At 54.9% G+C, this 23660-nt stretch carries 21 protein-coding genes and 1 pseudogene; 15 read left to right on the top strand and 7 right to left on the bottom strand.

Going from position 1 to position 23660, the window contains the following annotated elements; genetic code table 11:
* Positions 1–317: 317 nt before the first annotated feature.
* Positions 318–1241, bottom strand: a complete 924-nt coding sequence (locus KHU29_RS19805; RefSeq protein ID WP_211455027.1) for a LysR family transcriptional regulator — start codon at positions 1239–1241, stop codon at positions 318–320.
* A gap of 104 nt (positions 1242–1345) precedes the next feature.
* Between KHU29_RS19805 and KHU29_RS19800 the strand changes: the two genes are divergently transcribed.
* Genes KHU29_RS19800 through KHU29_RS19780 form a run of 5 tightly spaced genes read left to right on the top strand, consistent with a single transcriptional unit; the run spans position 1346 to position 6091 of the window.
* Positions 1346–2593 (top strand): acyl-CoA dehydrogenase family protein, encoded by a 1248-nt coding sequence (locus KHU29_RS19800; RefSeq protein ID WP_211455026.1) that lies wholly within the window; start codon positions 1346–1348, stop codon positions 2591–2593.
* Entirely contained in the window at positions 2590–3657 is a 1068-nt protein-coding gene (locus tag KHU29_RS19795) for a phosphotransferase family protein (RefSeq protein ID WP_211455025.1), read from the top strand. The genes KHU29_RS19800 and KHU29_RS19795 overlap by 4 nt, the downstream gene beginning before the upstream one ends.
* Positions 3654–4376, top strand: a complete 723-nt coding sequence (locus KHU29_RS19790) for a histidine phosphatase family protein (protein WP_211455024.1) — start codon at positions 3654–3656, stop codon at positions 4374–4376. The genes KHU29_RS19795 and KHU29_RS19790 overlap by 4 nt, the downstream gene beginning before the upstream one ends.
* A gap of 57 nt (positions 4377–4433) precedes the next feature.
* Positions 4434–5204 (top strand): SDR family oxidoreductase, encoded by a 771-nt coding sequence (locus KHU29_RS19785; RefSeq protein WP_211455023.1) that lies wholly within the window; start codon positions 4434–4436, stop codon positions 5202–5204.
* A gap of 32 nt (positions 5205–5236) precedes the next feature.
* Positions 5237–6091, top strand: coding sequence for an SDR family NAD(P)-dependent oxidoreductase (locus KHU29_RS19780; protein ID WP_211455022.1), 855 nt, complete (start codon positions 5237–5239; stop codon positions 6089–6091).
* Positions 6092–6151: 60 nt separating this feature from the next.
* Here KHU29_RS19780 and amaB read toward each other — a convergent pair whose 3' ends face one another.
* From amaB to ggt, 5 genes are all read right to left on the bottom strand, one after another.
* Positions 6152–7672 carry an L-piperidine-6-carboxylate dehydrogenase gene (amaB, locus tag KHU29_RS19775; RefSeq protein WP_211455021.1) on the bottom strand — a complete coding sequence of 507 codons (1521 nt, stop codon included), beginning with the start codon at positions 7670–7672 and terminating at the stop codon, positions 6152–6154.
* Positions 7673–7814: 142 nt separating this feature from the next.
* Positions 7815–8849: a transcriptional regulator GcvA gene (gene gcvA, locus KHU29_RS19770; protein ID WP_246542325.1), complete on the bottom strand. Its 1035-nt coding sequence runs from the start codon at positions 8847–8849 to the stop codon at positions 7815–7817.
* A 5-nt stretch (positions 8850–8854) separates the two neighbouring features.
* The gene (locus KHU29_RS19765) at positions 8855–10282 is read right to left on the bottom strand and encodes an FAD-binding oxidoreductase (RefSeq protein WP_246542323.1); all 1428 of its coding nucleotides are present in this window, start codon (positions 10280–10282) and stop codon (positions 8855–8857) included.
* On the bottom strand, positions 10282–11319 hold the full coding sequence (locus KHU29_RS19760) for a DUF1338 domain-containing protein (RefSeq protein ID WP_211455019.1): 1038 nt from the start codon (positions 11317–11319) through the stop codon (positions 10282–10284). The genes KHU29_RS19765 and KHU29_RS19760 overlap by 1 nt, the downstream gene beginning before the upstream one ends.
* Positions 11320–11587: 268 nt before the next feature.
* Positions 11588–13339: a gamma-glutamyltransferase gene (gene ggt, locus KHU29_RS19755; protein WP_211455030.1), complete on the bottom strand. Its 1752-nt coding sequence runs from the start codon at positions 13337–13339 to the stop codon at positions 11588–11590.
* Between the two features lie 412 nt (positions 13340–13751).
* Here ggt and recA point away from each other — a divergent pair, with 412 nt between their 5' ends.
* The 10 genes and pseudogenes from recA to KHU29_RS19705 all read left to right on the top strand — a co-directional run bounded on the left by recA (position 13752) and on the right by KHU29_RS19705 (position 23039).
* The gene (gene recA / locus KHU29_RS19750; protein ID WP_211455017.1) at positions 13752–14867 is read left to right on the top strand and encodes a recombinase RecA; all 1116 of its coding nucleotides are present in this window, start codon (positions 13752–13754) and stop codon (positions 14865–14867) included.
* A gap of 189 nt (positions 14868–15056) precedes the next feature.
* Positions 15057–15515: a recombination regulator RecX gene (gene recX / locus KHU29_RS19745; protein ID WP_211455015.1), complete on the top strand. Its 459-nt coding sequence runs from the start codon at positions 15057–15059 to the stop codon at positions 15513–15515.
* Between the two features lie 187 nt (positions 15516–15702).
* Positions 15703–16293 (top strand): DUF2889 domain-containing protein, encoded by a 591-nt coding sequence (locus KHU29_RS19740; protein WP_211455013.1) that lies wholly within the window; start codon positions 15703–15705, stop codon positions 16291–16293.
* 28 nt (positions 16294–16321) lie between these two features.
* Positions 16322–17494 (top strand): annotated as a pseudogene (gene sucC, locus KHU29_RS19735) (ADP-forming succinate--CoA ligase subunit beta); the annotation flags it as partial.
* A gap of 59 nt (positions 17495–17553) precedes the next feature.
* Positions 17554–17823 carry a GIY-YIG nuclease family protein gene (locus KHU29_RS19730; protein ID WP_246542321.1) on the top strand — a complete coding sequence of 90 codons (270 nt, stop codon included), beginning with the start codon at positions 17554–17556 and terminating at the stop codon, positions 17821–17823.
* 46 nt (positions 17824–17869) lie between these two features.
* Positions 17870–18751 (top strand): succinate--CoA ligase subunit alpha, encoded by an 882-nt coding sequence (gene sucD, locus KHU29_RS19725; RefSeq protein WP_092355167.1) that lies wholly within the window; start codon positions 17870–17872, stop codon positions 18749–18751.
* A gap of 218 nt (positions 18752–18969) precedes the next feature.
* Entirely contained in the window at positions 18970–19746 is a 777-nt protein-coding gene (locus KHU29_RS19720; protein WP_211455007.1) for a Stp1/IreP family PP2C-type Ser/Thr phosphatase, read from the top strand.
* 221 nt (positions 19747–19967) lie between these two features.
* Entirely contained in the window at positions 19968–20570 is a 603-nt protein-coding gene (locus KHU29_RS19715) for an FHA domain-containing protein (RefSeq protein ID WP_211455005.1), read from the top strand.
* Between the two features lie 485 nt (positions 20571–21055).
* Positions 21056–21496 (top strand): pilin, encoded by a 441-nt coding sequence (locus tag KHU29_RS19710; RefSeq protein ID WP_211455003.1) that lies wholly within the window; start codon positions 21056–21058, stop codon positions 21494–21496.
* A gap of 103 nt (positions 21497–21599) precedes the next feature.
* Entirely contained in the window at positions 21600–23039 is a 1440-nt protein-coding gene (locus KHU29_RS19705; RefSeq protein ID WP_211455000.1) for an O-antigen ligase family protein, read from the top strand.
* Positions 23040–23059: 20 nt separating this feature from the next.
* On the opposite strand, the gene moaC is transcribed toward KHU29_RS19705, so the two are convergent.
* Positions 23060–23560: a cyclic pyranopterin monophosphate synthase MoaC gene (gene moaC, locus KHU29_RS19700; RefSeq protein ID WP_211454998.1), complete on the bottom strand. Its 501-nt coding sequence runs from the start codon at positions 23558–23560 to the stop codon at positions 23060–23062.
* Positions 23561–23660: the final 100 nt, after the last annotated feature.

Below are 23660 nucleotides of genomic sequence, written 5' to 3'. Positions count from 1 at the left end.
GTATGGGGGTAGCCCGGCAGCTAGTCACTTTTTCTTGCTTCGCCCCTAGCCGGGCGCCAAAAAAAGTAACCAAAAAGAAGGCGACCGCAAAGCCACTGCCTTCCCTTCGGTCAGGTCCCCAAATGTGTCACGTATCAGTCGGGTGGAAAGACCAACTCGCTGCGCTCAAACATGTCTTCCCACAATTCCCGACTGACACGCGCCACATTTGGCAGCGTCCCAATGCGGAATTCACGTCAAAAGCAGCGTCAAAAACAGCCGCAACGTCAAAAACCACAGCTTTGCGCTTTTACCTGGTAGTGATCTTGAGCAGGCTATTAGGTAGTCTTCAAACCACTTTGCTCAGGAAACAATTGCCCCAACACCCCACGCAACCATCGATTAGCCGGATCAAGTTCGGCATTCTCATGCCAGTACAAATACACATCCAACGGTGGTGTCGGCAGCGGTAACGGGTAAATCCGGTTCGGCAAGTTGATATTGGCAATGTGCGCGTAATGCTCCGGCATGGTCGTCAGCAGATCTGAAGCGCTGACTACCTGGCAAGCGGCGTAATAATGCTGACAGCGCAACCCAACATGTCGTTGCCGCCCGATGCGGGCTAGTTCCACGTCTTCGACGCCGGGGCCGGTGCGACGGGAGGAGACCAGGATGTGGCTTTGCGTCAGGTAGGTTTCGAGATCCAGGCCGTTTTGCAGCGCTGGATGATCCTGGCGCGCTACTACCACCAATGCATCGCGCGATAACGGGGTGCTGCGGATTTCTCCTGGGCGTTGCAGCAAAACGTCTACCGCAATGTCTAGCGTACCAGCAGCCAGTTCTGATTCCAGTTGCCGCCGTTCCACCCGCACCGAATTGATTTCCACCATTGGGGCCTGGGTTTGCAGCAGTTGTATCAGCGGCGGCAGCAGTCGCGCTTCCAGTACGCCGGGCAGGCCTAGGTTGAAGCTGCGGCGGGTGCTGGATGGGTCGAATTGATTGCCGTGTTTGACGCTTACTTCTAGCGTTTGCAGCGCTTGCCGCACGGGGCCGATCAGTGATCGTGTCATCGGTGTCGGCAGCATGTTGCTGCCTTGTCGGACAAACAACGGATCGCCTAGCAGTTCGCGCAGGCGTGCCAGGGCGTGGCTGACTGCCGGCTGGGTCAGGCTGAGGGCCTTTGCTGCGCGGGTGATGTTGCCTTCTGTGTAGATGGTGTCGAGTACCACGAACAGATTGAGGTCGATGCGGCTAATATGCATGATATTAATTATTGTCTATATAAATCATTCATTTGATGAATTATAGCTGTTGCGGCACACTTAATACATCGCCTAACTACGTCGCCAGACAGCAGAGGAACATCATGGATTTCGCCTATTCTCCCCGGGCTCGCCAATATATCGAGCGGCTCAATGCGTTCATGGCCGAGCATGTGCTGCCGGCTGAAGTTGAGTATTTCAGCCAGTTGAAGCGCGGTCCGTTGCCATGGAACGTGCCACCGGTGATGCTGGCCTTGAAAGCCAAGGCGAAGGAAGCGGGCTTGTGGAACCTGTTCTTGCCGGATGAAGAATTCGGGGTTGGCCTGAGCAATACCGATTACGCACCGCTGGCCGAGATCATGGGCCGCTCGTTTATCGCACCGGAAGTCTTCAACTGTAACGCGCCGGATACCGGCAATATGGAAGTGCTGGCCAAGTATGGTTCGGCGGCACAGCAGGAGCAATGGCTCAAGCCGTTGCTGGCCGGAGAAATTCGCTCGGCGTTTTGCATGACCGAGCCGGATGTTGCGTCCAGCGATGCTACCAATATGCGCGCCACGGCGATCGTTGAAGGCGATGAAGTGTTGCTCAACGGTCGCAAATGGTGGAGTACCGGCATCGGTCATCCGAATTGCAAATTCGTGATCTTCATGGGGCTGACTTATCCTGACGGGCCCAAGCATGCGCGTCATTCGATGGTGATCGTGCCGATGGCGACGCCGGGCGTGAAGATCGAGCGCATGCTGCCAGTGTTTGGCGCACTTGATGAACCTTACGGTCATGGCGAAGTCAGTTTTACCAATGTCCGGGTGCCGTTGGCCAATATCATCGCCGGGCCGGGGCGCGGCTTTGAAATTGCCCAGGGTCGTCTCGGACCGGGTCGGATTCATCATTGCATGCGAGCGCTGGGTGCGGCTGAAGTGGCGTTGGAAATGCTGTGCAAACGGGCGTTGACGCGCACGGCCTTTGGCAAACCGTTGGCTGATCTGGGCGGCAATGCCGACATCATCGCCAATGCGCGCATGGCGATCGAACAATCGCGCTTGCTGACTTTGAAGGCGGCATGGATGATGGACACTGTCGGCGCCAAGGCGGCGATGAGTGAAATTTCGCAGATCAAGGTGGTGGCGCCAAACGTGGCGCAGCTGGTGATCGACCAGGCAATCCAGATTCACGGCGGCGCCGGTGTTTGTGACGATTTGCCGCTGACGGCATTGTTTGCCTACGCCCGGGTGCTGCGGCTGGCGGACGGACCGGATGAGGTGCATCGCGCCTTGATCGCCAAGCTGGAATTGAAAGCGCAGGCTGCCAAAGCTGCAGGTTTAGCTGCAACAGCAGGAGAGCCGGCATGACACTGATCGATCAAGCCGGTGCAGTACGCAGCGGCGAAGAACTGGATGTAGCAAAGATCGCCGCTTTCCTGAAAGGGATCGACGGCAGCCTTGAGGGATTGCCGACAGTGAGCCAGTTCCCGGGCGGCGCATCCAATCTGACCTATTTGCTGAGCTACGCCAATCGCGAGCTGATCCTGCGACGGCCGCCGTTTGGCGCCAAAGCCAAGTCGGCACACGATATGCTGCGCGAAGCGAATATCATGTCCGAACTCAAGCCGGTCTATCCGTACGTACCGAACGTGTTCGCAACTTGCCAGGATCGCGCCGTGATGGACAGCAATTTCTATGTAATGGAGCGGTTGCGCGGCATCATCTTGCGCGATAAATTACCTGAAGGCCTGGTGTTGAGCGAGGCCGACACGCGCCAGCTGTGCCTGAATGTGATCGACAAGATGATCGCATTGCACAAGGTCGACTATCAGGCCGCCGGCCTGGCGCATCTGGGCAAGGGCGATGGCTACGTGCAGCGGCAGATCAGCGGCTGGAGCGAGCGCTACCGCAAGGCGCGCACTGACGATGCCGTCGATTTCGAATCGGTAATGCGCTGGCTGGATGAAAAAATGCCGGCCACCGACGTCGCAACCTGCCTGATCCACAACGATTTCCGTTTCGATAATGTCGTGCTGGATGTTGATAATCCACTTAATGTCATCGGCGTACTGGATTGGGAAATGGCGACCCTCGGCGATCCGCTGATGGATCTCGGCAATACGCTGGCCTACTGGGTACAGGCCGACGATGAACCGCAATTCAAGCAGATGCGACGCCAGCCGACCCACCTGCGGGGCATGCTGACACGCAAGGAAGTGATTGCCTACTATGGCGAGAAGACCGGCTACCGCACCGATCATTTCGACTTCTACGAAATCTACGGACTGTTCCGGCTGGCGGTGATCGTGCAGCAAATCTACTATCGCTTTCATCACGGGCAAACAAAAAATCCGCAATTCGCATTCTTTGTCCACGTTACCAATTATCTGGAACAGCGCTGCAAGAATCTGATTGCGCAATCGAGCATATGAGCAATATCTATCTGGTGCGTCACGGCCAGGCCAGTTTCGGCGCCGCCGATTACGATCAGTTGTCTGAACTGGGTTTGCGCCAGTCGGCGTTGCTGGGCCAATGGCTGGCGCGGACCGGCCACGAGATGCCATTGCTGGTTACCGGTAGTCACCGTCGTCATCAGCAGAGCAGCAGCGCCTGCCTGTCAGCGATGCCATCGCTGACGACAGGAGGCGAACGCCAGGTTTTACACGATCCGGGATTCGATGAATTCAATCACCAGCAGGTATTGCTCCGGTATATGGCTAAATTCATGCCGCAATTTGCCGATCCCGCTATGTTTGCAGCATACATGGCGCAGCAGAAGCAGCGCGGGCGCGCATTTCAAAAGATGTTTGCCAAGGCGGTAGCGCGCTGGGTCAGTGGCGAGCATGACAGCGATTACACCGAGCCATGGCCGCTTTTCAAGGCACGCTGTAGCGACGCCTTGGCGCGACTGCTGGAGCGTGTTGGCCAGGGGCAGTCGGTCTGGGTATTTACTTCAGGTGGTCCGATCAGCGTGATTTGCCAGCACTTGCTGGCGATTCCGGATCGGCAGATTTTTGAATTGAACTGGGCGCTGGTCAATACCGGCGTGACCAAATTGTTGTATCGCCCCGGACGCGTCAGCTTGAGTTATTTGAATAATTTCGCGCATCTTGAAAACGCATGCGATCCCGGCTTGGTGAGTTATCGCTAAGTTACCAGATACCACACTACATCACCCTACATCATCCAATAAGCGGAGACAGAGAACATGACAAGTACATCCATTTTTGATCTGAAAGGCAAGATCGCGCTGGTTACCGGCGCCAGCCGTGGCATCGGTGCATCGATTGCCAAAATTCTGGCGCAGCAGGGCGCGCATGTGATCGTATCCAGCCGCAAGGCAGAAGCGTGCGACAAAGTGGTGGCCGAGATCCAGGCTGCCGGCGGATCGGCGGAAACCATCGCTTGCCACATAGGCGAAATGGCGCAGATCGAAGCGCTGTACCAGACCATCAGCGGCAAGCACGGGCGGCTTGATATCCTGGTCAACAACGCAGCCGCAAATCCGCATTTCGGGCCGATCGTCGAGACCGATGTGGCGGCATTCCAGAAGACTGTCGATGTGAATATCCGTGGTTATTTTTTCATGTCCTCGTATGGCGCCAAGCTGATGGCGCAAAACGGCGGTGGCGCGATTGTCAATGTCGCCTCGGTCAATGGCGTGACGCCGGGCGTGTTCCAGGGCATCTACTCGATTACCAAGGCTGCGGTGATTTCCATGACCAAATCGTTCGCCAAGGAATGCGCTGCCAGCGGCGTGCGCGTCAATGCTTTGCTGCCAGGCTTTACCGAGACCAAGTTCGCCGCCGCCTTGATCGACAATCCGGCGATCCTGAAACAGGCGCTGCAACACATCCCGATGAACCGCGTGGCCCAGCCGGATGAAATGGCTGGCGCGGTGCTGTATCTGGTGTCGCCTGCGGCGAGTTATACCACCGGGGTTTGCTTGAATGTAGACGGCGGCTATTTGCTCAATTAACCGACTCAAACGCGGAATCAACAGGAAACCATATGAAGAATTTGCAAGGCAAGGTCGCCGTTATTACCGGCGCTGCAGAAGGCATCGGCAAGGGCATTGCGACCCGTGCCGCGGCCGAAGGAATGCAACTGGTGCTGGCGGATATCAACGCCGCCAAGCTGGAGCTGACGGTGGCCGAGTTCAAGGCCAGCGGCGTTGATGTGATCGGCGTGCCTACCGACGTCGCCAGGGAAGAGCAGATCAATGCGTTGGCCGAGCAGGCATTTGCCAAATTCGGCAACGTGCATTTGCTGGTGAATAATGCCGGAGTAGCCGTCGCCAAGCCGGCCTGGGAAGCCACGCAGCAGGATTGGGACTGGGTCATGGGCGTCAATTTCTACGGTGTCACGCATGCCTTGCGCGCCTTCGTCCCTACCATGTTGAAGCATGGCGAGGAAGGCCATATCGTCAACACCGCGTCGATGGCCGGCTTGACATCGCAGCCCAGCCTGGCCACCTACAACGCCAGCAAACATGCGGTGGTGACCGTATCGGAAGGCTTGCATCACGATCTCACGCTGCGGCAGTCGCGGATCAAGGTGTCGGTGCTATGTCCGGGATGGGTCAAGACCGGAGTTGCGCATTCTGAACGCAACCGGGCAGCGGCGGAGGCCGGCAATGAAGGCGAGGCGACGCCAGCAGTTGATGCGGTGACACTCAAAGTCGGCATGTCGATAATGCAAGCAGTGCAGAACGGAATTCCGGTGGCGCAGGTTGCCGATGAAGTGTTTGATGCGATTGCTTCGGAGCGATTTTATATCCTGACGCATCCGGAAATGAAGCAGGCGGTACAAATCCGGATGGAGGATATATTGCAGCAGCGGGCACCGACTTTGTTGAAGATTTGAAGACTGGCTGGCAAGCAGCGGGGCGGATCGGCATTAGCTGATCCGCCCTGAGAATAACGCTTAGTCGATATCAAACTTGACGCCCTGCGCCAGCGGCAGGGTACGGCTGTAGTTGATCGTGTTAGTCGCACGACGCATGTACGTTTTCCACGCATCAGAACCGGATTCACGGCCGCCGCCGGTTTCCTTCTCACCACCGAAAGCGCCGCCGATTTCAGCGCCGCTGGTGCCGATGTTGACGTTGGCCAGGCCGCAATCGCTGCCGCTGGCGGACATGAAAGCCTCCGCTTCGCGCACATCATTGGTGAAGATGGCTGACGACAGGCCTTGCGGCACGGCGTTGTTGAGACACACCGCATCGTCGAAACTATCGTAGCGCAGCACATACAGAATCGGCGCGAAGGTTTCGTGATGCACGATGGCGCTTTGCTGCGGCATGCGCACCAGCGCCGGCCGGACGTAGAAGGCATTAGCCGCATCGTTCACCGGCAAACGTTCGCCGCCTGTCACCACACCGCCTTCGGCCTTGGCCTGGATCAGTGCAGCTTGCATCGCTTCGAACGCTGCCTGATCGACCAGCGGACCAACCAGCGTGCCGCCATCCAGCGGATCGCCGACCTTGACGCTGGCGTAGATGCGTTCGATGCGGCTGACCACATCTTCATAAATGCTGCTATGGACAAACAACCGGCGCAAGCTGGTACAGCGCTGACCGGCGGTGCCGACTGCAGAGAAGGTAATGGCGCGCAAAGCCAGGTTCAAGTCCGCAGTAGGGGTGACGATCATGCCGTTGTTGCCGCCCAGTTCCAGCAAGCTGCGGCCCAGGCGTTCCGCCACCGTGGTGGCGACCTTGCGGCCCATGCGCACGCTGCCGGTAGCGCTGACCAGCGGCACCAGTGACGAAGCGGAAAGTGCTGCGCCGATTTCGGCGCGGCCCAGCAGTACCTGGCACAGATTGGCCGGCAGCAGGTCCGGGCGCTGCTCTGAAAAGCGCGCGGCGGCCTTCTCAAACAATGCATGCACCGCGAGTGCGACGACCGGGGTTTTTTCCGATGGTTTCCAGATCACGGCATTGCCGCAGACCAGCGCCAGCGCAGCATTCCATGCCCATACCGCGACCGGGAAATTGAATGCCGTGATGACACCGCAAACGCCCAGCGGGTGCCAGGTTTCCATCATGCGATGGCCTGGGCGTTCAGACGCGATGGTCAGGCCATACAACTGACGCGACAAGCCAACGGCGAAATCGCAGATGTCGATCATTTCCTGCACTTCGCCGATACCTTCGGACAGGATCTTGCCGGATTCCAGCGTCACCAGTTTGCCCAGCGGCTCGCGATGTTCGCGCAGCACGTCGCCCAGGATGCGCACCAGTTCGCCGCGTACCGGCGCCGGGACTACGCGCCATTTTTCGTAGGCTTGGTGGGCGTTCTTGATTGCGCTTTCGGCTTCTTGCACCGTGTGGACGCGTAGTGAAGCAATCGCTGCGCCGTCGCGCGGTGAGCGCGAGTGGAGGTCGTTGCCGGCATGAGCGGAAAAATCGAAGCCGAGTTCAGTGAAGATGGTGGAAATTTGCGTCATTGGAATGCCTTTGTTCCGGAGTCAATCTGGTCGCCGCGAGATCGGCGAGGTATGGTATCGAGTATAAGGAATAAATCGCGATTTCTTAAAATCAAAAAATAACAGAACATCATTACTTTTGATCATGCAGAACTGACGTAGTTCAAGCTTCCGCCAGCTCGCCCAATATCCATTCCTGAAATTTGATTACCGCCGCCTTGCTGGCGTTTTTTTCAGGATAAGTCAGGTAGTAGGATTGCGGACTTTTGACGGCAAACGGGAAGGGTACATGCAGCTGGCCGAGGGCGATTTCGGTTTCCACCAGAAATTTTGGCATCAACGCCACGCCCAGGCCGGCGGCGGCGGCCTGAATCACCATCGACAGTTGTTCAAAACGCGGGCCGGAAAGGGCATCGGGGCAGGCCACGCCAACATGGTTGAACCAGTCCTGCCAGGCTTGCGGCCGGGTAGTATGTTGCAACAAAGTCATTGCCTGCAGATCTTCGATGCGCTTGATTTTCTTGCTTAGCTCCAGACTGCAAACCGGCAATACTTCTTCACCCATCAACCGCACCATGACCGCACCGGGCCAGTTGGGCTCGCCAAAGTGGATCGCCGCATCTACCGCGCGGCTGTTGAAATCGAACGGTAGCACCTCGGTGCTCAGGTTGAGGATCACGTCGGGATGGGCGGCGGTGAATTTGGCCAGGCGCGGAATCAACCATTTGACGCCGAAAGTCGGCAATGTTGCCAGATTGAGCACGCCGCCGGAGTTCTTGTGCGCCATCACCTGAAAGGTCGCCATTTCGATTTCCTTGAGGATAACGGCGACCTGGGTCGCATATTCGGCCCCGGCGGCGGTCAGGATCAGGCGGCGGTTGATGCGTTCGAACAATTTTACGCCGAGATAATCTTCCAGGATGGCGGCCTGGCGGCTGACTGCACCTTGCGTCATGTGCAACTCGTTGGCGGCCTTGGTGAACGACAGGTGGCGCGCCGCCGTATCGAAAGCGATCAGGCAGGAGGTGGAAGGGATGAATCTGCGCATTTTTCTTGGAGCCGAGTAGGTATGTGCTGCAGTGCTTGCTGCCGAGCAGGCACTATACCAAACGCGGCGCCGTTTTTCAGCGCTATCCTCAGCTTTAACTGCGTTACCTTTGGCGCGAACTTCAGCCTGGCTGCGTGGAGAGTCAGGCATGGAAATTATGGCGCTGAACCGAAACGGGTTACCCCCAACAGCTGCGCGGGGTCGAAAACGGTTTGCATCCTGGCGGCCAGCGCCTGTGATTCGGGAGCAGTGTAGCGCTTATAGAACTGCCGGTTAAACGGCCCGACGCCATGTTCAGCGCTGAAACTGCCGTGATACTTATGCACCGCCAGATCGTAGATTTCCTGGCGCAGGGTATGGATGCGCTGCGGCGGGAAGTCGTCCACCAGTTGCTGCGGTACAACCAGGTTGAAATGCAGGCCGCCATCGCCCCAATGGCCGAAATCGAACACTTTGACACCCGGATAACGCTGTTCCAGCAGCGCTATAGCCTCATCGCGAAAGGTTGCCAGTGTTGAACGCGGCACGGCAATATCGAAGGCGATAACTTTGCCTTCCTGGCGCACGCTGTCTGTGATGGCGTGGCGGATACGCCACAAGACGTCGGGTTTGTCGATTACAGCGTCCAGTATCAGGTCGCCGAAACCGGCTTCGAGCCAGGCGCCGAACAGTTTTTCCAGGTCGAAGTCGGCGCTGCGCGGCCGCGCGCTGCTCAATTCGATCAGGAAAGCATAAGGCGGCAGCGGATCGAATGGCGCTTGAATGGACGGGATATGCTGCAAAACCGACTGCATCGCATTGTGCGAGATACCTTCGAACGCGCTCAGGAAATCCGAGAAATTGCGCTCGGCATCGCGCAACAGCAGCGCGGCGGCTGGCAGCGAAGCCGGCACCACCAGCGCCGTGGCGCATTGCTGCGGCAGCGGATGCACCTGCAGCACCGCACGCGTGATGATACCGTAGGCGCCGCCGCTGCCGATGAAGCATTGTTTCCAGTCGGGCCCGGTATTGTTTTTCCTGAGACGATTGGTAAGGTCGAGACGCTGGCCGGGCGGATCGATTAGCAACGCTTCCAGCCCCAGCACGTTATGCCGCACATCGCCGTAGCGGATCAGGCGCGCGCCACCGGTGTTGGCAGCCAGCATGCCGCCTAGCGAAGGATCCGCCGCCAGATCGATGGGGAAGTACAGATCGTGCTGTTTAAGTGCCTGATTCAAATCGGACAGGCGGGTGCCTGCATAGGCTTGCACCACGCGGTCGACCGGATCGATGTCTGTCACGCCCTTGATGCGCTCCATGCTGAGCACCACATCGAGCCCGGAACGATCCGGCGATGCTGCTCCCACCAGGCCGGTATTCGCGCCTTGGGCAACGATGCGGATTTTTTCCTTGGCGCACAGGCGCATCAGTTCGGCCGCCTGCTCTACGCTGGCCGGCCGCGCGATGCAACTCGCCTGGCCATCACCATAACGTGCTCCTTTTTCGTAAGGCTGGCGCTGATCCGGCGCAATCAGGCAACCTTGCGGACCCAGCAGGTCGCTGATGCGTTGCTGGATCAGGTCGATGTCGTTCATGTCAGCCATCAGCAGGATGCGGCGTCTGCCGAGGCGGTCATCTTGAAAATACCCTGGGCGTTGCCGCTATCAAAAGTCAGGTCCAGCTTTTCGCGCCGGGTATCTTCATCCAGGTAACGATCGCGCGAAATGAATTCGTAAAACGATCCTGGTACCTTCATCTCGACCATCATGCCGTTTTCATCGCGCATCAGGCGCGTCACAGTGCTGGCGCGGAAGGCGGTTTGCCGTACCCGGCCGTTCCTGGAAACCTCGATTTTTTCCTTGATGGCGCGGCCCAGCGCGCGTTGCGCATCGGCTACCTGTTCTACGTTTGGGACGCGATCGGTGGCGTGGTTGAAGGCATTACCTTCGGTTGAAATCCAGGCCATCTCAGCCGATTCCGCCAGCAAAATCCGGTATTCGGCAATGGTAGGCAAGTCGTGCTGACGATCGAAGCAAGCTACCAGCACCGGTAAGAGTGCCAGCGCATCGGTTACCGGCAAGGTTTTGCTGGCGCCGAGTTGCTGCAGCAATTGTGCCGAGTGCGCATCGACAGGATCTTGCGAGGTTGACAGGACTTTGTTGACGGTCGCCTGGAATTCGCTGGAGAAGTGGTGCGGGTGCAGTTCGCTCAGGAAAAACTGGGCGATTTCCTCGGCGTCGTCTTCATGTGCATAAGCGCGGCCGGTCATGCTGATCCGTTGCAGGGGATAAATACCGTTCACGTGGTAGCCAAGCGGCTGCAGAATCCGGGTGAATGCAGCTTCGCCAGTCGGCAAGGTGCCGGTGCTGATGCCAAGCACGGTACGCAAAGCGCCATGGTCAAAGCGGACCTTGTTACCGGCGCGCACCGAATCCTGCACATAGTCATTCCCTTGCGGGACAGCTTTCAGCAGTTTCTCGAACAGCAACATATTCAACGCCTGCGCTATTTCTATGCGGGAAACCGTGTCAGAACGTGGCCGCAGGGTGCTGGCCGGGATTTGCAGCAGATCGGACAATTGGCTGGCATGCTCGGCGCCTAGCAGCGACGTCAGCATGAATTGCAGGTTGGTGGAGGACATGCGCGCTCTTTATCGGGGAAGGATAGGCGCAGTGTAAATTTGATTGGAAGCTTGATAAAACGATTAATACTAATGGATCAATGCGTTTTTCTCATGCTTTGATCCAGTTGGATAGTTTTTGACGAAAAAAAAGACGGGTGCAAAGCACCCATCTTCATACCGCATTTGATTGAGGCACCGCGTGGGCAGAAAATCCTGCCCACCCTACAACATCGCGTAGGGTGGGCACCCCGTGCCCACGCGTAACCCCGCAAACAAGCGGTTTAGTTTAGTAACCGATAGCTGCGCCGGCAGGACGACGTGTATCGTTTGCGCCGTAATACAAGCCCGGACGGACGATACCTGATACGCCAGCATCATTGCCGGAGCTGGAGCCACTCACGCCGGCAGCGCCTGGCAAACCGATCATGATCAGTTCAGCCGCGCCCCAAGGTGTTTGCTCCTTCATCTTGTAGCCCATGCCATCCAGGATTTTCAGCGTGTCCGGCGACAGGCCGCGGGTTTCGTAATACACCTCGTCCGGCAGCCATTGATGATGGATACGCGGTGCATCGACCGCCTCTTGCGGCGCCATGCCGTAGTCGATCACGTTCAAGGCCGTTTCCAGCGTGATGGTGATGATGCGCGAGCCGCCCGGGGAGCCAAGCACCATGTAGGTCTTGCCATCCTTGGTCACCAGCGTAGGCGCCATCGACGACAGCGGACGTTTGCCCGGTGCGATCGAATTGGTGGCGCCTTGCACCAGGCCGAACAGGTTTTGCACGCCGGCCTTGACGGTGAAGTCATCCATCTCATCGTTCAGGAAGAAACCGGTGCCCGGAGCGATCACCACGGCGCCGAAGCGGCCGTTGATTGTGTAAGTCGTGGATACCGCATTACCGTCCTTGTCGACGATCGAGTAATGGGTGGTTTCAGGTTTTTCATGCGGCGCCATGCCTGGTTGTACTTCTACCGAAGGCGTGGCTTTATCGGCGCTGATTTTTTCACGGATCGAAGCAGCGTATTCCTTGCTCATCAGACGCTCAAGCGGATTTTTGACAAACGCCGGATCGCCGAGGAACGTGTTGCGGTCCATATAGGAGTGGCGCATGGCTTCGGTCATGTAGTGTACCGAAGCTGCAGAGTGAAAGCCCAACGCCTTCATGTCGTAACCCTCAAGAATGTTGAGGATCTGGCACATGGTGGCGCCGCCGGAGCTAGGCGGCGGAGCGGAGACGAACACATAACCGCGATAGGTGCACGACAGCGGGGCGCTTTCGCTAATCTTGTAGCTGGCGAAATCGGCCGCAGTGATGATGCCGCCGCCAGCCTTGGAAGCACGTTCCACTGCTGCTGGAATCGCGCCTTTATAGAAAGCGTCGGGACCGTTGCGCGAAATGGCTTCCAGCGTCTTGGCCAGATCCTTCTGCACCAGGCGGTCGCCCGGTTGCAATGGTGTGCCGTCGCGGCGCAGGAACAGGCGCGCGGCTTCCGGATCTTTCTTGAACTGGGCGATGGTGGTGTCGAGGATGTCGGTGTCGCCGCGGTTCAGGATATAACCGTCGCGCGCCAGCTTGATCGCCGGTTGCATCACTTGCGCGCGGGTCAGCTTGCCGTATTTGCGTTGCGCGGTATCGAGTCCGAGCACGGTGCCTGGCACGCCTGCGGCCAGATAACCAAACAAGCTGGCGTTGGTGATCGCCTTGCCGGCAGAGTCCAGGTACATGTTGGCGCTAGCCGCAGCCGGCGCCGTTTCGCGGAAATTGATGAAGGTATCGCGGCCATCGGCCAGGTGGATGGTCATGAAGCCGCCGCCGCCGATATTGCCGCAGCAAGGATTCACTACCGCTTGCGCGTAACCTACCGCTACCGCGGCATCAATCGCATTGCCGCCCATCTTGAGAATGTCGACCCCGACTTGCGATGCCAGATGCTGGGACGTCACCACCATGCCGTTCTTCGCCTCGACCGCAGGCGCGGATGCCGCCTGCACCGTGCCCAGCAAGCCCACCAGCAACATCGACGCCGCTAATGGCTTCATCCAATATGTAATACGCATACCTTCTCCCTATTATTAGTGGGCAAGCCTTGCCCCTGCCTTTGAATATGACGCATTGCACGGTAGCAAACCGGCTACCGGCACAAATGAAGTGCGCCACAATTATTGCATTCTCTTGCTCGCCCGGCATGCTTTTTACTTTGCCGGATGACGATATGCGTATTAAGCATAAAATGCGCCCGGTGCATTCAAGCGGATTCACATAAGTTCGCACCTAAAACGTGATTACGCGCGACAGATTTTCGAAGGCCCGCATTCCGGACAGCGATTTCTGCACATACAATACGCCACATGTTTTTAGAAAAATACGACAGTGCTTGCATAAATCACTGTTTTTTTATACAGTGCTACCTGAAGTCTCGAATATCTCATCACTTTTGTCGAAAGAGCAACCATGGACGATAAAAAATCCGCAGCCAACCCGGATAAAAGCAAGGCCCTTGCCGCGGCCTTGGCGCAGATTGAAAAGCAATTCGGCAAAGGTTCGGTCATGCGGATGGACGACGGCGCCGTGGTCGAAGAGGTGCAGGTTGTCTCGACCGGTTCGCTCGGCCTCGATATCGCACTCGGCGTCGGCGGCTTGCCACGCGGCCGGGTAGTTGAAATCTACGGTCCTGAATCGTCAGGCAAAACCACGCTGACACTGCAAACCATCGCTGAAATGCAAAAATTGGGCGGCACCTGCGCGTTTATCGATGCGGAGCATGCGCTGGATGTCGGTTATGCACAGAAATTGGGCATCAACCTGTCCGAACTGCTGATCTCGCAACCGGACACCGGCGAACAAGCGCTGGAAATCACCGATGCGCTGGTGCGTTCCGGCGGCGTCGACCTGATCGTGATCGACTCGGTTGCAGCGCTGACGCCACGCGCTGAAATCGAAGGCGACATGGGAGATTCGCTGCCAGGTTTGCAAGCGCGTCTGATGTCGCAGGCACTGCGCAAGCTGACCGGCAGCATCAACCGCACCAACACGCTGGTGATCTTTATTAACCAGATCCGCATGAAGATCGGTGTCATGTTCGGCAATCCGGAAACGACTACCGGCGGTAACGCCTTGAAATTCTACGCCTCGGTGCGTTTGGATATTCGCCGTACCGGTTCGATCAAGTCGGGCGATGAAGTCATCGGTAACGAAACCAAGGTCAAAGTCGTCAAGAACAAAATCGCGCCGCCATTCAAGGAAGCGCACTTCGATATCCTGTATGGCGAAGGCACATCACGTGAAGGTGAAATCCTCGATCTCGGCTCCGACGCCAAGATCGTTGAAAAGTCCGGTGCCTGGTACAGCTATAACGGCGAACGCATCGGCCAGGGCAAGGACAATGCCCGTACCTACCTGAAAGAACGGCCAGAGCTGGCGCGCGAAATTGAAAATAAAGTGCGTGCTTCGTTGGGCGTGCCTGAATTGGGCGCGATCAAAGCGGACGGTGGCGACAAAGCTGACAAGGCTGCTGCCAAGGCTAATAAAGCGGCTGCTGCCGCAGCCAAGGCTGAAGAGCCGGTTTAATACCTGGGGTATAACAACGATAAATTCGTCATCCCCGCGAACGCGGGCACCAAGGTGGGGAATCCATGTTACTGACTAATATGGATTCCCGCGTTCGCGGGAATGACGCGTTAGCAGTTGTAGGAGTTCGCCTTTAGCGAGAAGGTTAGACTCTGTATTAGAGAATCACCCGCGATCCCGAGATCATCAATGGCAAGACTGCAGATAAGCCTTAAAGCAAGAGCATTGCGTTATCTGTCGGCACGCGAACACAGCCGCATGGAACTGGCGCGCAAGCTTGCGCGTTATGCGCAGGAAGGCGACGACATCGAAGCCTTGCTCGATACGCTGGAAGCCGCAAAACTGTTATCCCAGGCGCGTTTTTCCGAATCCCTGATTCACCGGCGCGCCCATCGTTACGGCAACAGCCGCATACTCTCCGAACTGCAAAGCCACGGCATCGATGCTGATTCACTGGTGAATATCAAAGCCGAGTTGGCCGATGGTGAAATCGCTCGTGCGCGTGAAGTCTGGCGCAAGAAATTCAATCGGCCGGCGGCAGACGCGGCCGAGCGTGCCAAGCAAATGCGGTTTTTGCTGCAACGCGGATTTTCTCATCGGGCGATACAAGCTGCGGTGAAGGGCGGTGGCGATGACGATGATTACTGAGACAGGAAAGCGCACAGCTTTGTACTGACGGATTCAGCATCGTTGGCTTTCGATAGCTATTTTGCAATTGTCGATCAAAATCGCTAAGCCGCGCAAGCTGTGCTACACTTTTGGGGTTTTTTGCAAACCGCAGGAGCGGCAGTTACCATAGAAACTGTGGTAACGATACGCAAATAAGTCCATCAATATGTCTCTGACAACCTCCATTTCCCGCCGAGCGTTAAAGCACACCCGCGCGATTCACATCGAAGCGTTTGTACGCGATGACGACCTATGGGAAATCGACGCGCATGTTACCGATACCAAACCTTTCGATCTTTCTTTGCCGTCCGGAAATTTGGCGGCAGGCCAGCCCTTGCACAGCCTTTGGCTGAGGCTGACGCTCGATCGCCAGTTCGTCATTGTAGACGTCGAGGCAAGCTCTGAAGCGGTGCCCTATAGCGGCTATTGCAATAAAATCGAACCTGATTACAAGAAATTGATCGGCTTGAGCCTGGTCAAGGGCTTTCGCCATACTCTGAGAGAGAATATCGGCGGCGCGCTCGGCTGCACGCATTTAACCGAGTTGGCGCAGATATTGCCAACCGCGGCATTGCAGGCTTTCGGCGCAGAAATAGATCGCCAGGGCGATCCGGCGGTTGGGCAAAAGAAACCGGCCCAGCTCGATCGCTGCCATGCATTACGTAGTGATGGCGCAGTTGTCGCCAAATATTATCCGAAGTGGGCAATCAGCCCTCCAGCAGCAGTTGACTCCCAATCTATTTATCCAACCAAGTAATTTCATTTAATTAAGTGTCAGAAGGGAAGCTCGTATGAAGATCCATGAGTATCAGGGTAAAGAAATTCTCCGCCAGTTCGGAGTAACCACACCGCGTGGCATCCCGTGCCTGAGCGTCGATGACGCGGTCAAGGCAGCTGAAACCCTAGGCGGTTCGGTTTGGGTCGTAAAAGCCCAGATCCACGCTGGTGGTCGCGGCAAGGGCGGCGGCGTTAAAGTTGCGAAGTCGCTGGAGCAAGTGCGTGAATACGCCAACCAGATCTTGGGCATGCAACTGGTGACGCATCAAACCGGACCAGAAGGCCAAAAAGTACGTCGCCTGCTGATCGAAGAAGGCGCCGACATCAAACAAGAACTGTACGTAAGTATGGTAACCGACCGTGTCAGCCAACGCGTGGTGCTGATGGCATCCAGCGAAGGCGGCATGGACATCGAAGAAGTGGCCGCCAGCCACCCGGAAAAAATTCATCAAGTCGTCATCGATCCGGCTACCGGCCTGACCGACGCTGAAGCAGACAGCATCTCGACCAAGATCGGCGTACCTGCCGGTTCTATCGCAGATGCACGCAAGCAATTGCAAGGACTGTACAAGGCATACTGGGATACCGATTCATCGCTGGCTGAAATCAACCCGCTGATCGTTACAGGTTCCGGCAAGGTGATCGCACTGGACGCCAAGTTCAATTTCGACTCCAACGCACTGTTCCGTCATCCGGAAATCGTCGCTTACCGCGATCTGGACGAAGAAGATCCAGCTGAAATCGAAGCGTCCAAGTTCGACCTGGCTTACATCTCGCTCGACGGCAATATCGGCTGCCTGGTGAACGGCGCCGGCCTCGCCATGGCGACCATGGACACCATCAAACTGTTCGGCGGCGAACCAGCCAACTTCCTCGACGTCGGCGGCGGCGCTACTGCTGAAAAAGTGACTGAAGCCTTCAAGATCATGTTGAAGAACCCAGGCCTGAAAGCCATCCTGGTCAATATTTTCGGCGGCATCATGCGCTGCGACGTGATCGCCGAAGGCGTCATCACTGCATCCAAAGCCGTTTCGCTGCAAGTACCGCTGGTAGTCCGCATGAAGGGCACCAACGAAGAAATCGGCAAGAAAATGCTGGCCGACTCCGGCCTGCCGATCATCTCGGCGGACAGCATGGAAGAAGCGGCGCAGAAGGTTGTTGCTGCGGCCAACGGTAAATAATCTAATGTCATTCCCGCGAACGCGGGAATCCATTTTACAGAATGCCCAGCTACGTTTACATGATGTCGAACAAGTCGCGAGGCACGCTATATATAGGCGTAACCTCAGATTTGATTAAGCGCACCTGGCAGCACAAAGAAGCTTTTGTAGATGGTTTTTGCGAGAAACATGGATTGAAAGCCTTGGTCTGGTATGAGAATCACGAAGATATCACCGAGGCAATCAAGCGCGAAAAGCAGCTGAAAAAATGGAATCGGATGTGGAAAGTTCATTTGGTCGAACAATCCAACCCGAACTGGCAAGATTTATATCCCGGTTTATTGAACTAACATGGATTCCCGCGTGCGCGGGAATGACGGATTAAAAAGGAATCGTATGAGTATCCTGATCAACAAAGACACTAAAGTCGTCACCCAAGGCATTACCGGCAAGACCGGTCAATTCCACACCCGCGGCTGCCGCGATTATGCAAACGGCAAGAACGCGTTTGTCGCTGGCGTCAACCCGAAAAAAGCCGGCGAAGATTTCGAAGGCATCCCGATTTTCGCTAACGTTTCCGAAGCCAAGGCCGCCACCGGCGCCAACGTATCGGTCATCTACGTACCGCCTGCCGGTGCTGCTGCTGCAATCTGGGAAGCCGTCGAAGCTGAACTCGACCTGGCCATCTGCATCACCGAAGGCATTCCAGTACGCGATATGCTGGCATTGAAAGACCGCATGGCAAAAGCCGGCAGCAAGACTTTGCTGCTCGGACCAAACTGCCCAGGTCTGATCACGCCAGACGAAATCAAGATTGGCATCATGCCAGGTCATATCCACAAGAAGGGCCGTATCGGCGTGGTTTCGCGCTCCGGTACCCTGACTTATGAAGCAGTCGGTCAATTGACTGCGCTGGGCCTGGGCCAATCGTCGGCAGTCGGCATCGGCGGCGATCCTATCAACGGCTTGAAGCACATCGACATCATGAAGATGTTCAACGACGATCCTGAAACCGATGCCGTCATCATGATCGGTGAAATCGGCGGTCCGGATGAAGCCAATGCTGCTTACTGGATCAAGGACAACATGAAGAAGCCGGTTGTCAGCTTCATCGCCGGCGTTACTGCTCCTCCGGGCAAGCGCATGGGCCATGCAGGCGCCTTGATTTCGGGCGGTGCAGATACTGCGCAAGCCAAGCTGGATATCATGGAAGCGTGTGGCATCACCGTGACCAAGAATCCATCGGAAATGGCGCGTTTGCTGAAGGCGATGCTGTAATCGTTGCTGGATGGCAGGGCTGGTAATTATCGTACGGATAATTGCCAGCACGCGGGATCAAATAGAAAGGGAGCTTCGGCTCCTTTTTTTATTGGGTTGTCGCATCCCGGGATGGTGCCGTCTTTGACTTTGCAATTTGTCTTGCCGTCCTCTGCATAACCAAGGAAAATACTTGTAACAAGGCAATCGTCTGATCTGCCATAACTCTTTTATCGATCATGTCTCCACATATGCCGCTTGAGTTTGCCGCCAAAACGGATATTGGTATGGTGCGAGTACAAAACGAAGACACCGTTGTCGTCGACGATGTCTTGCAGCTGGCGATCCTGGCCGACGGCATGGGCGGTTACAACGCCGGTGAGGTCGCCAGCAGCATCGCCACCGTCGCCATCCAGGAAGAAATCGAAAGCCAGTTGCAGGAATACCGCCGTCTGCAAAAGCCGGAAGCCGAGATGCCGGTTCGCATGTGGCTGATGCAAGCCGTACGCCAGGCCAACAGCACCATCATCAATGCCGCCCGCCGCGAGCCGGAATATCGCGGCATGGGCACTACCCTGGTGGTGGCCTGGTTCGCGCCGGAAAGCAGCGTCAGCATTGCCCATGTCGGCGATTCGCGCGCCTATCGCATCCGCGATGGCTTGCTGGAACAACTGACGCGCGACCACTCCCTGCTGCAAGAACAGATCGATGCCGGCCTGATCCGCGCCGAAGACGCGCAGTTCGCGATGAACCGCAATATCGTCACGCGCGCCGTCGGTATCGACTATCAACTGGTAGTGGAAGTCCATCAGCACGAAGTACAGGCCGGCGACCTTTACTTGCTGTGCTCCGACGGTTTGTCGGACCGGATCGGCGATGCGGATATAGCCAATATCGTCAGCGATGCCCAAGGTGATCTGAAGATGGCATGCACCATGCTTATCAATGCTGCCAACCTGGCAGGCGGCCAGGATAATGTGTCGGTGATCTTGATCCAGGTGCCGGAGAACAAATAAACCTGCGGCGGCAAGCGTAACAAGCGGGTTCGCAATATAAATCCCGAAATTTGCGTATCATTGCCCCGAAACAACATTAAACTGGGGCTTGTGGAAATGTGCAAAACCGGATGTTTGAGCAGCGCCAATTGCAGTAACTGCACCAATAGTTGCGGATGTGGGCGGATCCGCAGTATGGTTTTAAATTAATTTACAGACAGCGTTTCCCAAGAGAGATAGGAATGGCGAAGATCATCCTGACCAAAGGCGGCACCGTACTACAAGAGATGACGCTCACCAAAGAGCGCACCACCATCGGCCGCCGCGCCCACAATGACATGGTCATTGAGAACCTCGCCATCAGCGGCGAACATGCGGTCATCATTACTATCTATAACGATTCGTTTCTGGAAGATCTCAACAGCACTAACGGAACCCAGGTTAACGGACATCCGGTTACCAAGCATTTCTTGCAGCATAACGATGTGATCCAGATGGCTAGGTACAAGTTGTTGTATCAAGTTGATACGGATGAGGAAATCAAGGATAACCGGCCGAAGATGTTTCCGGTACCACGGCCGGATGCCACTATTACTGTGCTGGATGGGCCTAGTGCAGGCAAGGAAATGCTGCTGACTAAGGTGTTGACCACTATTGGCCGGCCCGGTATTCAGGTGGCTATTGTTACGCGCCGGCCGCATGGTTACGAGTTGACCCACGTTGAAGGGCAGACTTATACCAGGGTCAATGACACACCGTTGAGTTCTGGTGCGCGGGCGCTCAAGGATGAGGATGTGATTGATATTGCAGGGACTCAGATGAAATTTTCCTGGAAGGCGGTTTAAGCAATTTACCGCCGGGTGTCCAACCCGCCAATACCTTAATTCTTTGAAGGCAACCCAAAAAAACCACCGTCATCCCCGCGAACGCGGGGATCCACCTTACAGCGCAAACTGGATTCCCGCGTTCGCGGGAATGACGCCGTGGAGTTTATTCAAGATTGCCCGTGAGGTTTTTACACGCTTACCACCCAGAATTTAAGCTCAACGCTAGTGTTATTTGCCTTGGTAATCGCTGAAACTAGGCATGGGCTAGCCGCATCTCATATCTCGACGGCTACACATAAGCCAGGTGTCGGATTCAGTCGCCAACAACGAATACCCATAGTTTCTTTGTGACAAACTTTGTCAGCTTCGCATCGAAACTCTGCCAAATTTCTTCACTTTTCCAGGCTTGAGCGTTTGAAAACCGGAGATTTTCCACTGGCACAGACATTGCTGTATATCCCGTGTAGTGAAGCGAAGCCCCTTTTTATTAACAGGAGAAACAAATGAAATCCATGAAAATGATTAAACGTGCTCAGCGCGGCTTTACCCTGATCGAATTGATGATCGTGGTGGCGATTATCGGCATTTTGGCTGCAATCGCGCTGCCAGCCTATCAAGATTACACAACCCGTGCAAAAATGAGTGAAGTTCTGGTTATGGCTGAGCCAGCTAAACTGGCTGTTTCCGAAACGGCTTCGTCGCTTGGCGGTTTGGCTAACGTCACCGCTACTAATAACGGATATGCATTCCCAGGGGCAACAAATTTCGTTTCTAACGTGGCTATCACCGCTACGACTGGACTCGTAACCGTGACTTCCACTGTTCCAAATGCTACAGGTACTATCACGCTAACTCCAACGGATGTCGGGAGCGGTCAATTGAAATGGGCATGTGCAGGAAGCATGAATACCAAGTTCTTGCCAGCAAACTGCCGCGGCACCTAATTTAATATTGTAAGAAAATTTAAAAAGCCGCCTTTATGGCGGCTTTTATTTTATGGTTGACTAATTTTGAAATAGAGTGAGATAAATTTTTCTCAATATTTGAATGAAACAACACCAGTTAATCTTAACTTTATGCATCATTATTGCTTTGAGTTATATATTGTCTTTTTCTGCTTTTATAGATACAGATAGCCATGATGATCAACGACTGCTGCAAATTTTATTAATATTAATCTCCACATTAATAATTTTAATTTCCAAAATTTCAGTAGAGGTATTTCAACCATCAAAGTTAAATATATTTATAACGGCATTTTTTTTGCTGGGGATAATTTCGAGCATTCATGCATTTTCAATAAAATTTGCATTTTACGAAGAGGCATCGCTGTTTTTTTTATATATCCTTAGCATATATATTGCCAATGAAATAGTAAAAGGCGGAGCTAAGCTAATTGATTTTGTGCTAATTGCTAATGCAGCTGGATGTATACTCTATACCTTCAAATTCTTTGTCATATATGTTTCAGCACTGGCCCTTAGGTCTCAACCAGACCTTATGAATTTGATTCCAGGATTTAGTAACTATCGATTCTTGAATCATACTCAAACTATTACATTACCACTTTTAATATTGTATTTTCTTTTGGAAAGAAAAAATAATAAAGCGAATTTGATGCGAATGATGTTTGTGGGATTTTGGTGGTCACTGTTATTCGTAACTGGCGGACGCGGCACAATCGCCGGGCTTTTGGCAGGAAGTTTGATGGTTTATGTAGTACGGCCGAAATACGCCGCCTCTTTTTGTAGGGGAATGTTGAGTACGAGCATGATTGGATTGGTTGTATATTTTGTATTATTTGTATTTGTTCCATTTTTGGACGGCTTACATCCATTTGGAGCATTCTTTGAACTGGCGCACCGATCGATTGAGGACCCAACATCCGGGAGACTACAACTTTGGCATCGGGCGCTTGAATTAATTTCTGCTAATCCATGGTTTGGAGTCGGCCCATTACATTTTGCGCATTACTCCGTAGACATAAATTCTGGTGCCCATCCACACAATATATTTTTGCAAATTGCTGCGGAATGGGGATTACCTGCTTTGCTATGTTTGTGCATCGCATTTTTTATCGGGATGCGAAATTTGTTACGAACCGCGGATTATATTTCTGATAGCGATATGCGAAACCAAACAATATTTTCCACTTGGGTAGTTATTGGTGTCGCAATTTTGGTAGATAGTCAAGTTTCAGGGTTGGTGGTCATGCCACTTAGCCAGTTGTTTATTGTGCTTTATTTGGGTTGTGCAGTAGGATGGGCACATTCATTTTCCGGGAATAAATTTCCTTTGCACGAAACGACGTCGTTGAAAATTCGGTCACTCCAAAGTGTACTAATCTTAATGTCTGTAGTTGGGATACTGTGCGGAGTTTTGCCGAATTTGGAGGTCTTATTCGGATTCGGGGCTGGGCAAACGGATATGTCTTTGCCACCCCACGGAATGCTTCATCCTCGGATATGGGTGGAGGGATATTTTTAACGGTCTGGAAGGCCCTTGATTCACAACTCTACCACCCAGTTGCCGGATTTTCCGCCATGTTTCTCCATAACCCGCACATCGGTAATCACCATGCCCCGATCCACTGCCTTGCACATGTCATAGATCGTCAACAAGCCGATCTGGACTGCGGTCAGGGCTTCCATCTCCACCCCGGTCTTGCCCACCGTTTCCGCTTGCGCGGTACAACCGATACTGGCATCGCTTTCATCAACACTGAAATCAACCGTAACCCGCGTCAATGCCAGCGGATGGCACAGCGGAATCAAATCGCTGGTACGTTTGGTGGCCATGATCGCAGCGATGCGGGCGATGCCTAGCACGTCGCCTTTTTTTGCCGTGCCTGACTGAATCAGCGCCAACGTCTCAGCCTTCATACGGATGCGGCCGCTGGCGACTGCGATCCGGTGGGTGTCGTTTTTATTGCCAACGTCGACCATATGGGCCTGGCCGGTCTGGTCGAAGTGGGTCAGTTTGGTGCTTGCTGGAATTTTGTCGGTCATGATGATATTTTCTTTAGATGGTGCAGTGAAGCATTAATTGAATTTTTCTAGGCCGCCACTGCATGCTGAAGGTGGAACAATTGTCCTCTGTTAGTATCAT

The organism is Collimonas antrihumi (assembly GCF_018304965.1).
GTDB classification, from domain to species: domain Bacteria; phylum Pseudomonadota; class Gammaproteobacteria; order Burkholderiales; family Burkholderiaceae_D; genus Collimonas; species Collimonas antrihumi.
This window is presented reverse-complemented; position numbering and strand designations above follow the sequence as displayed.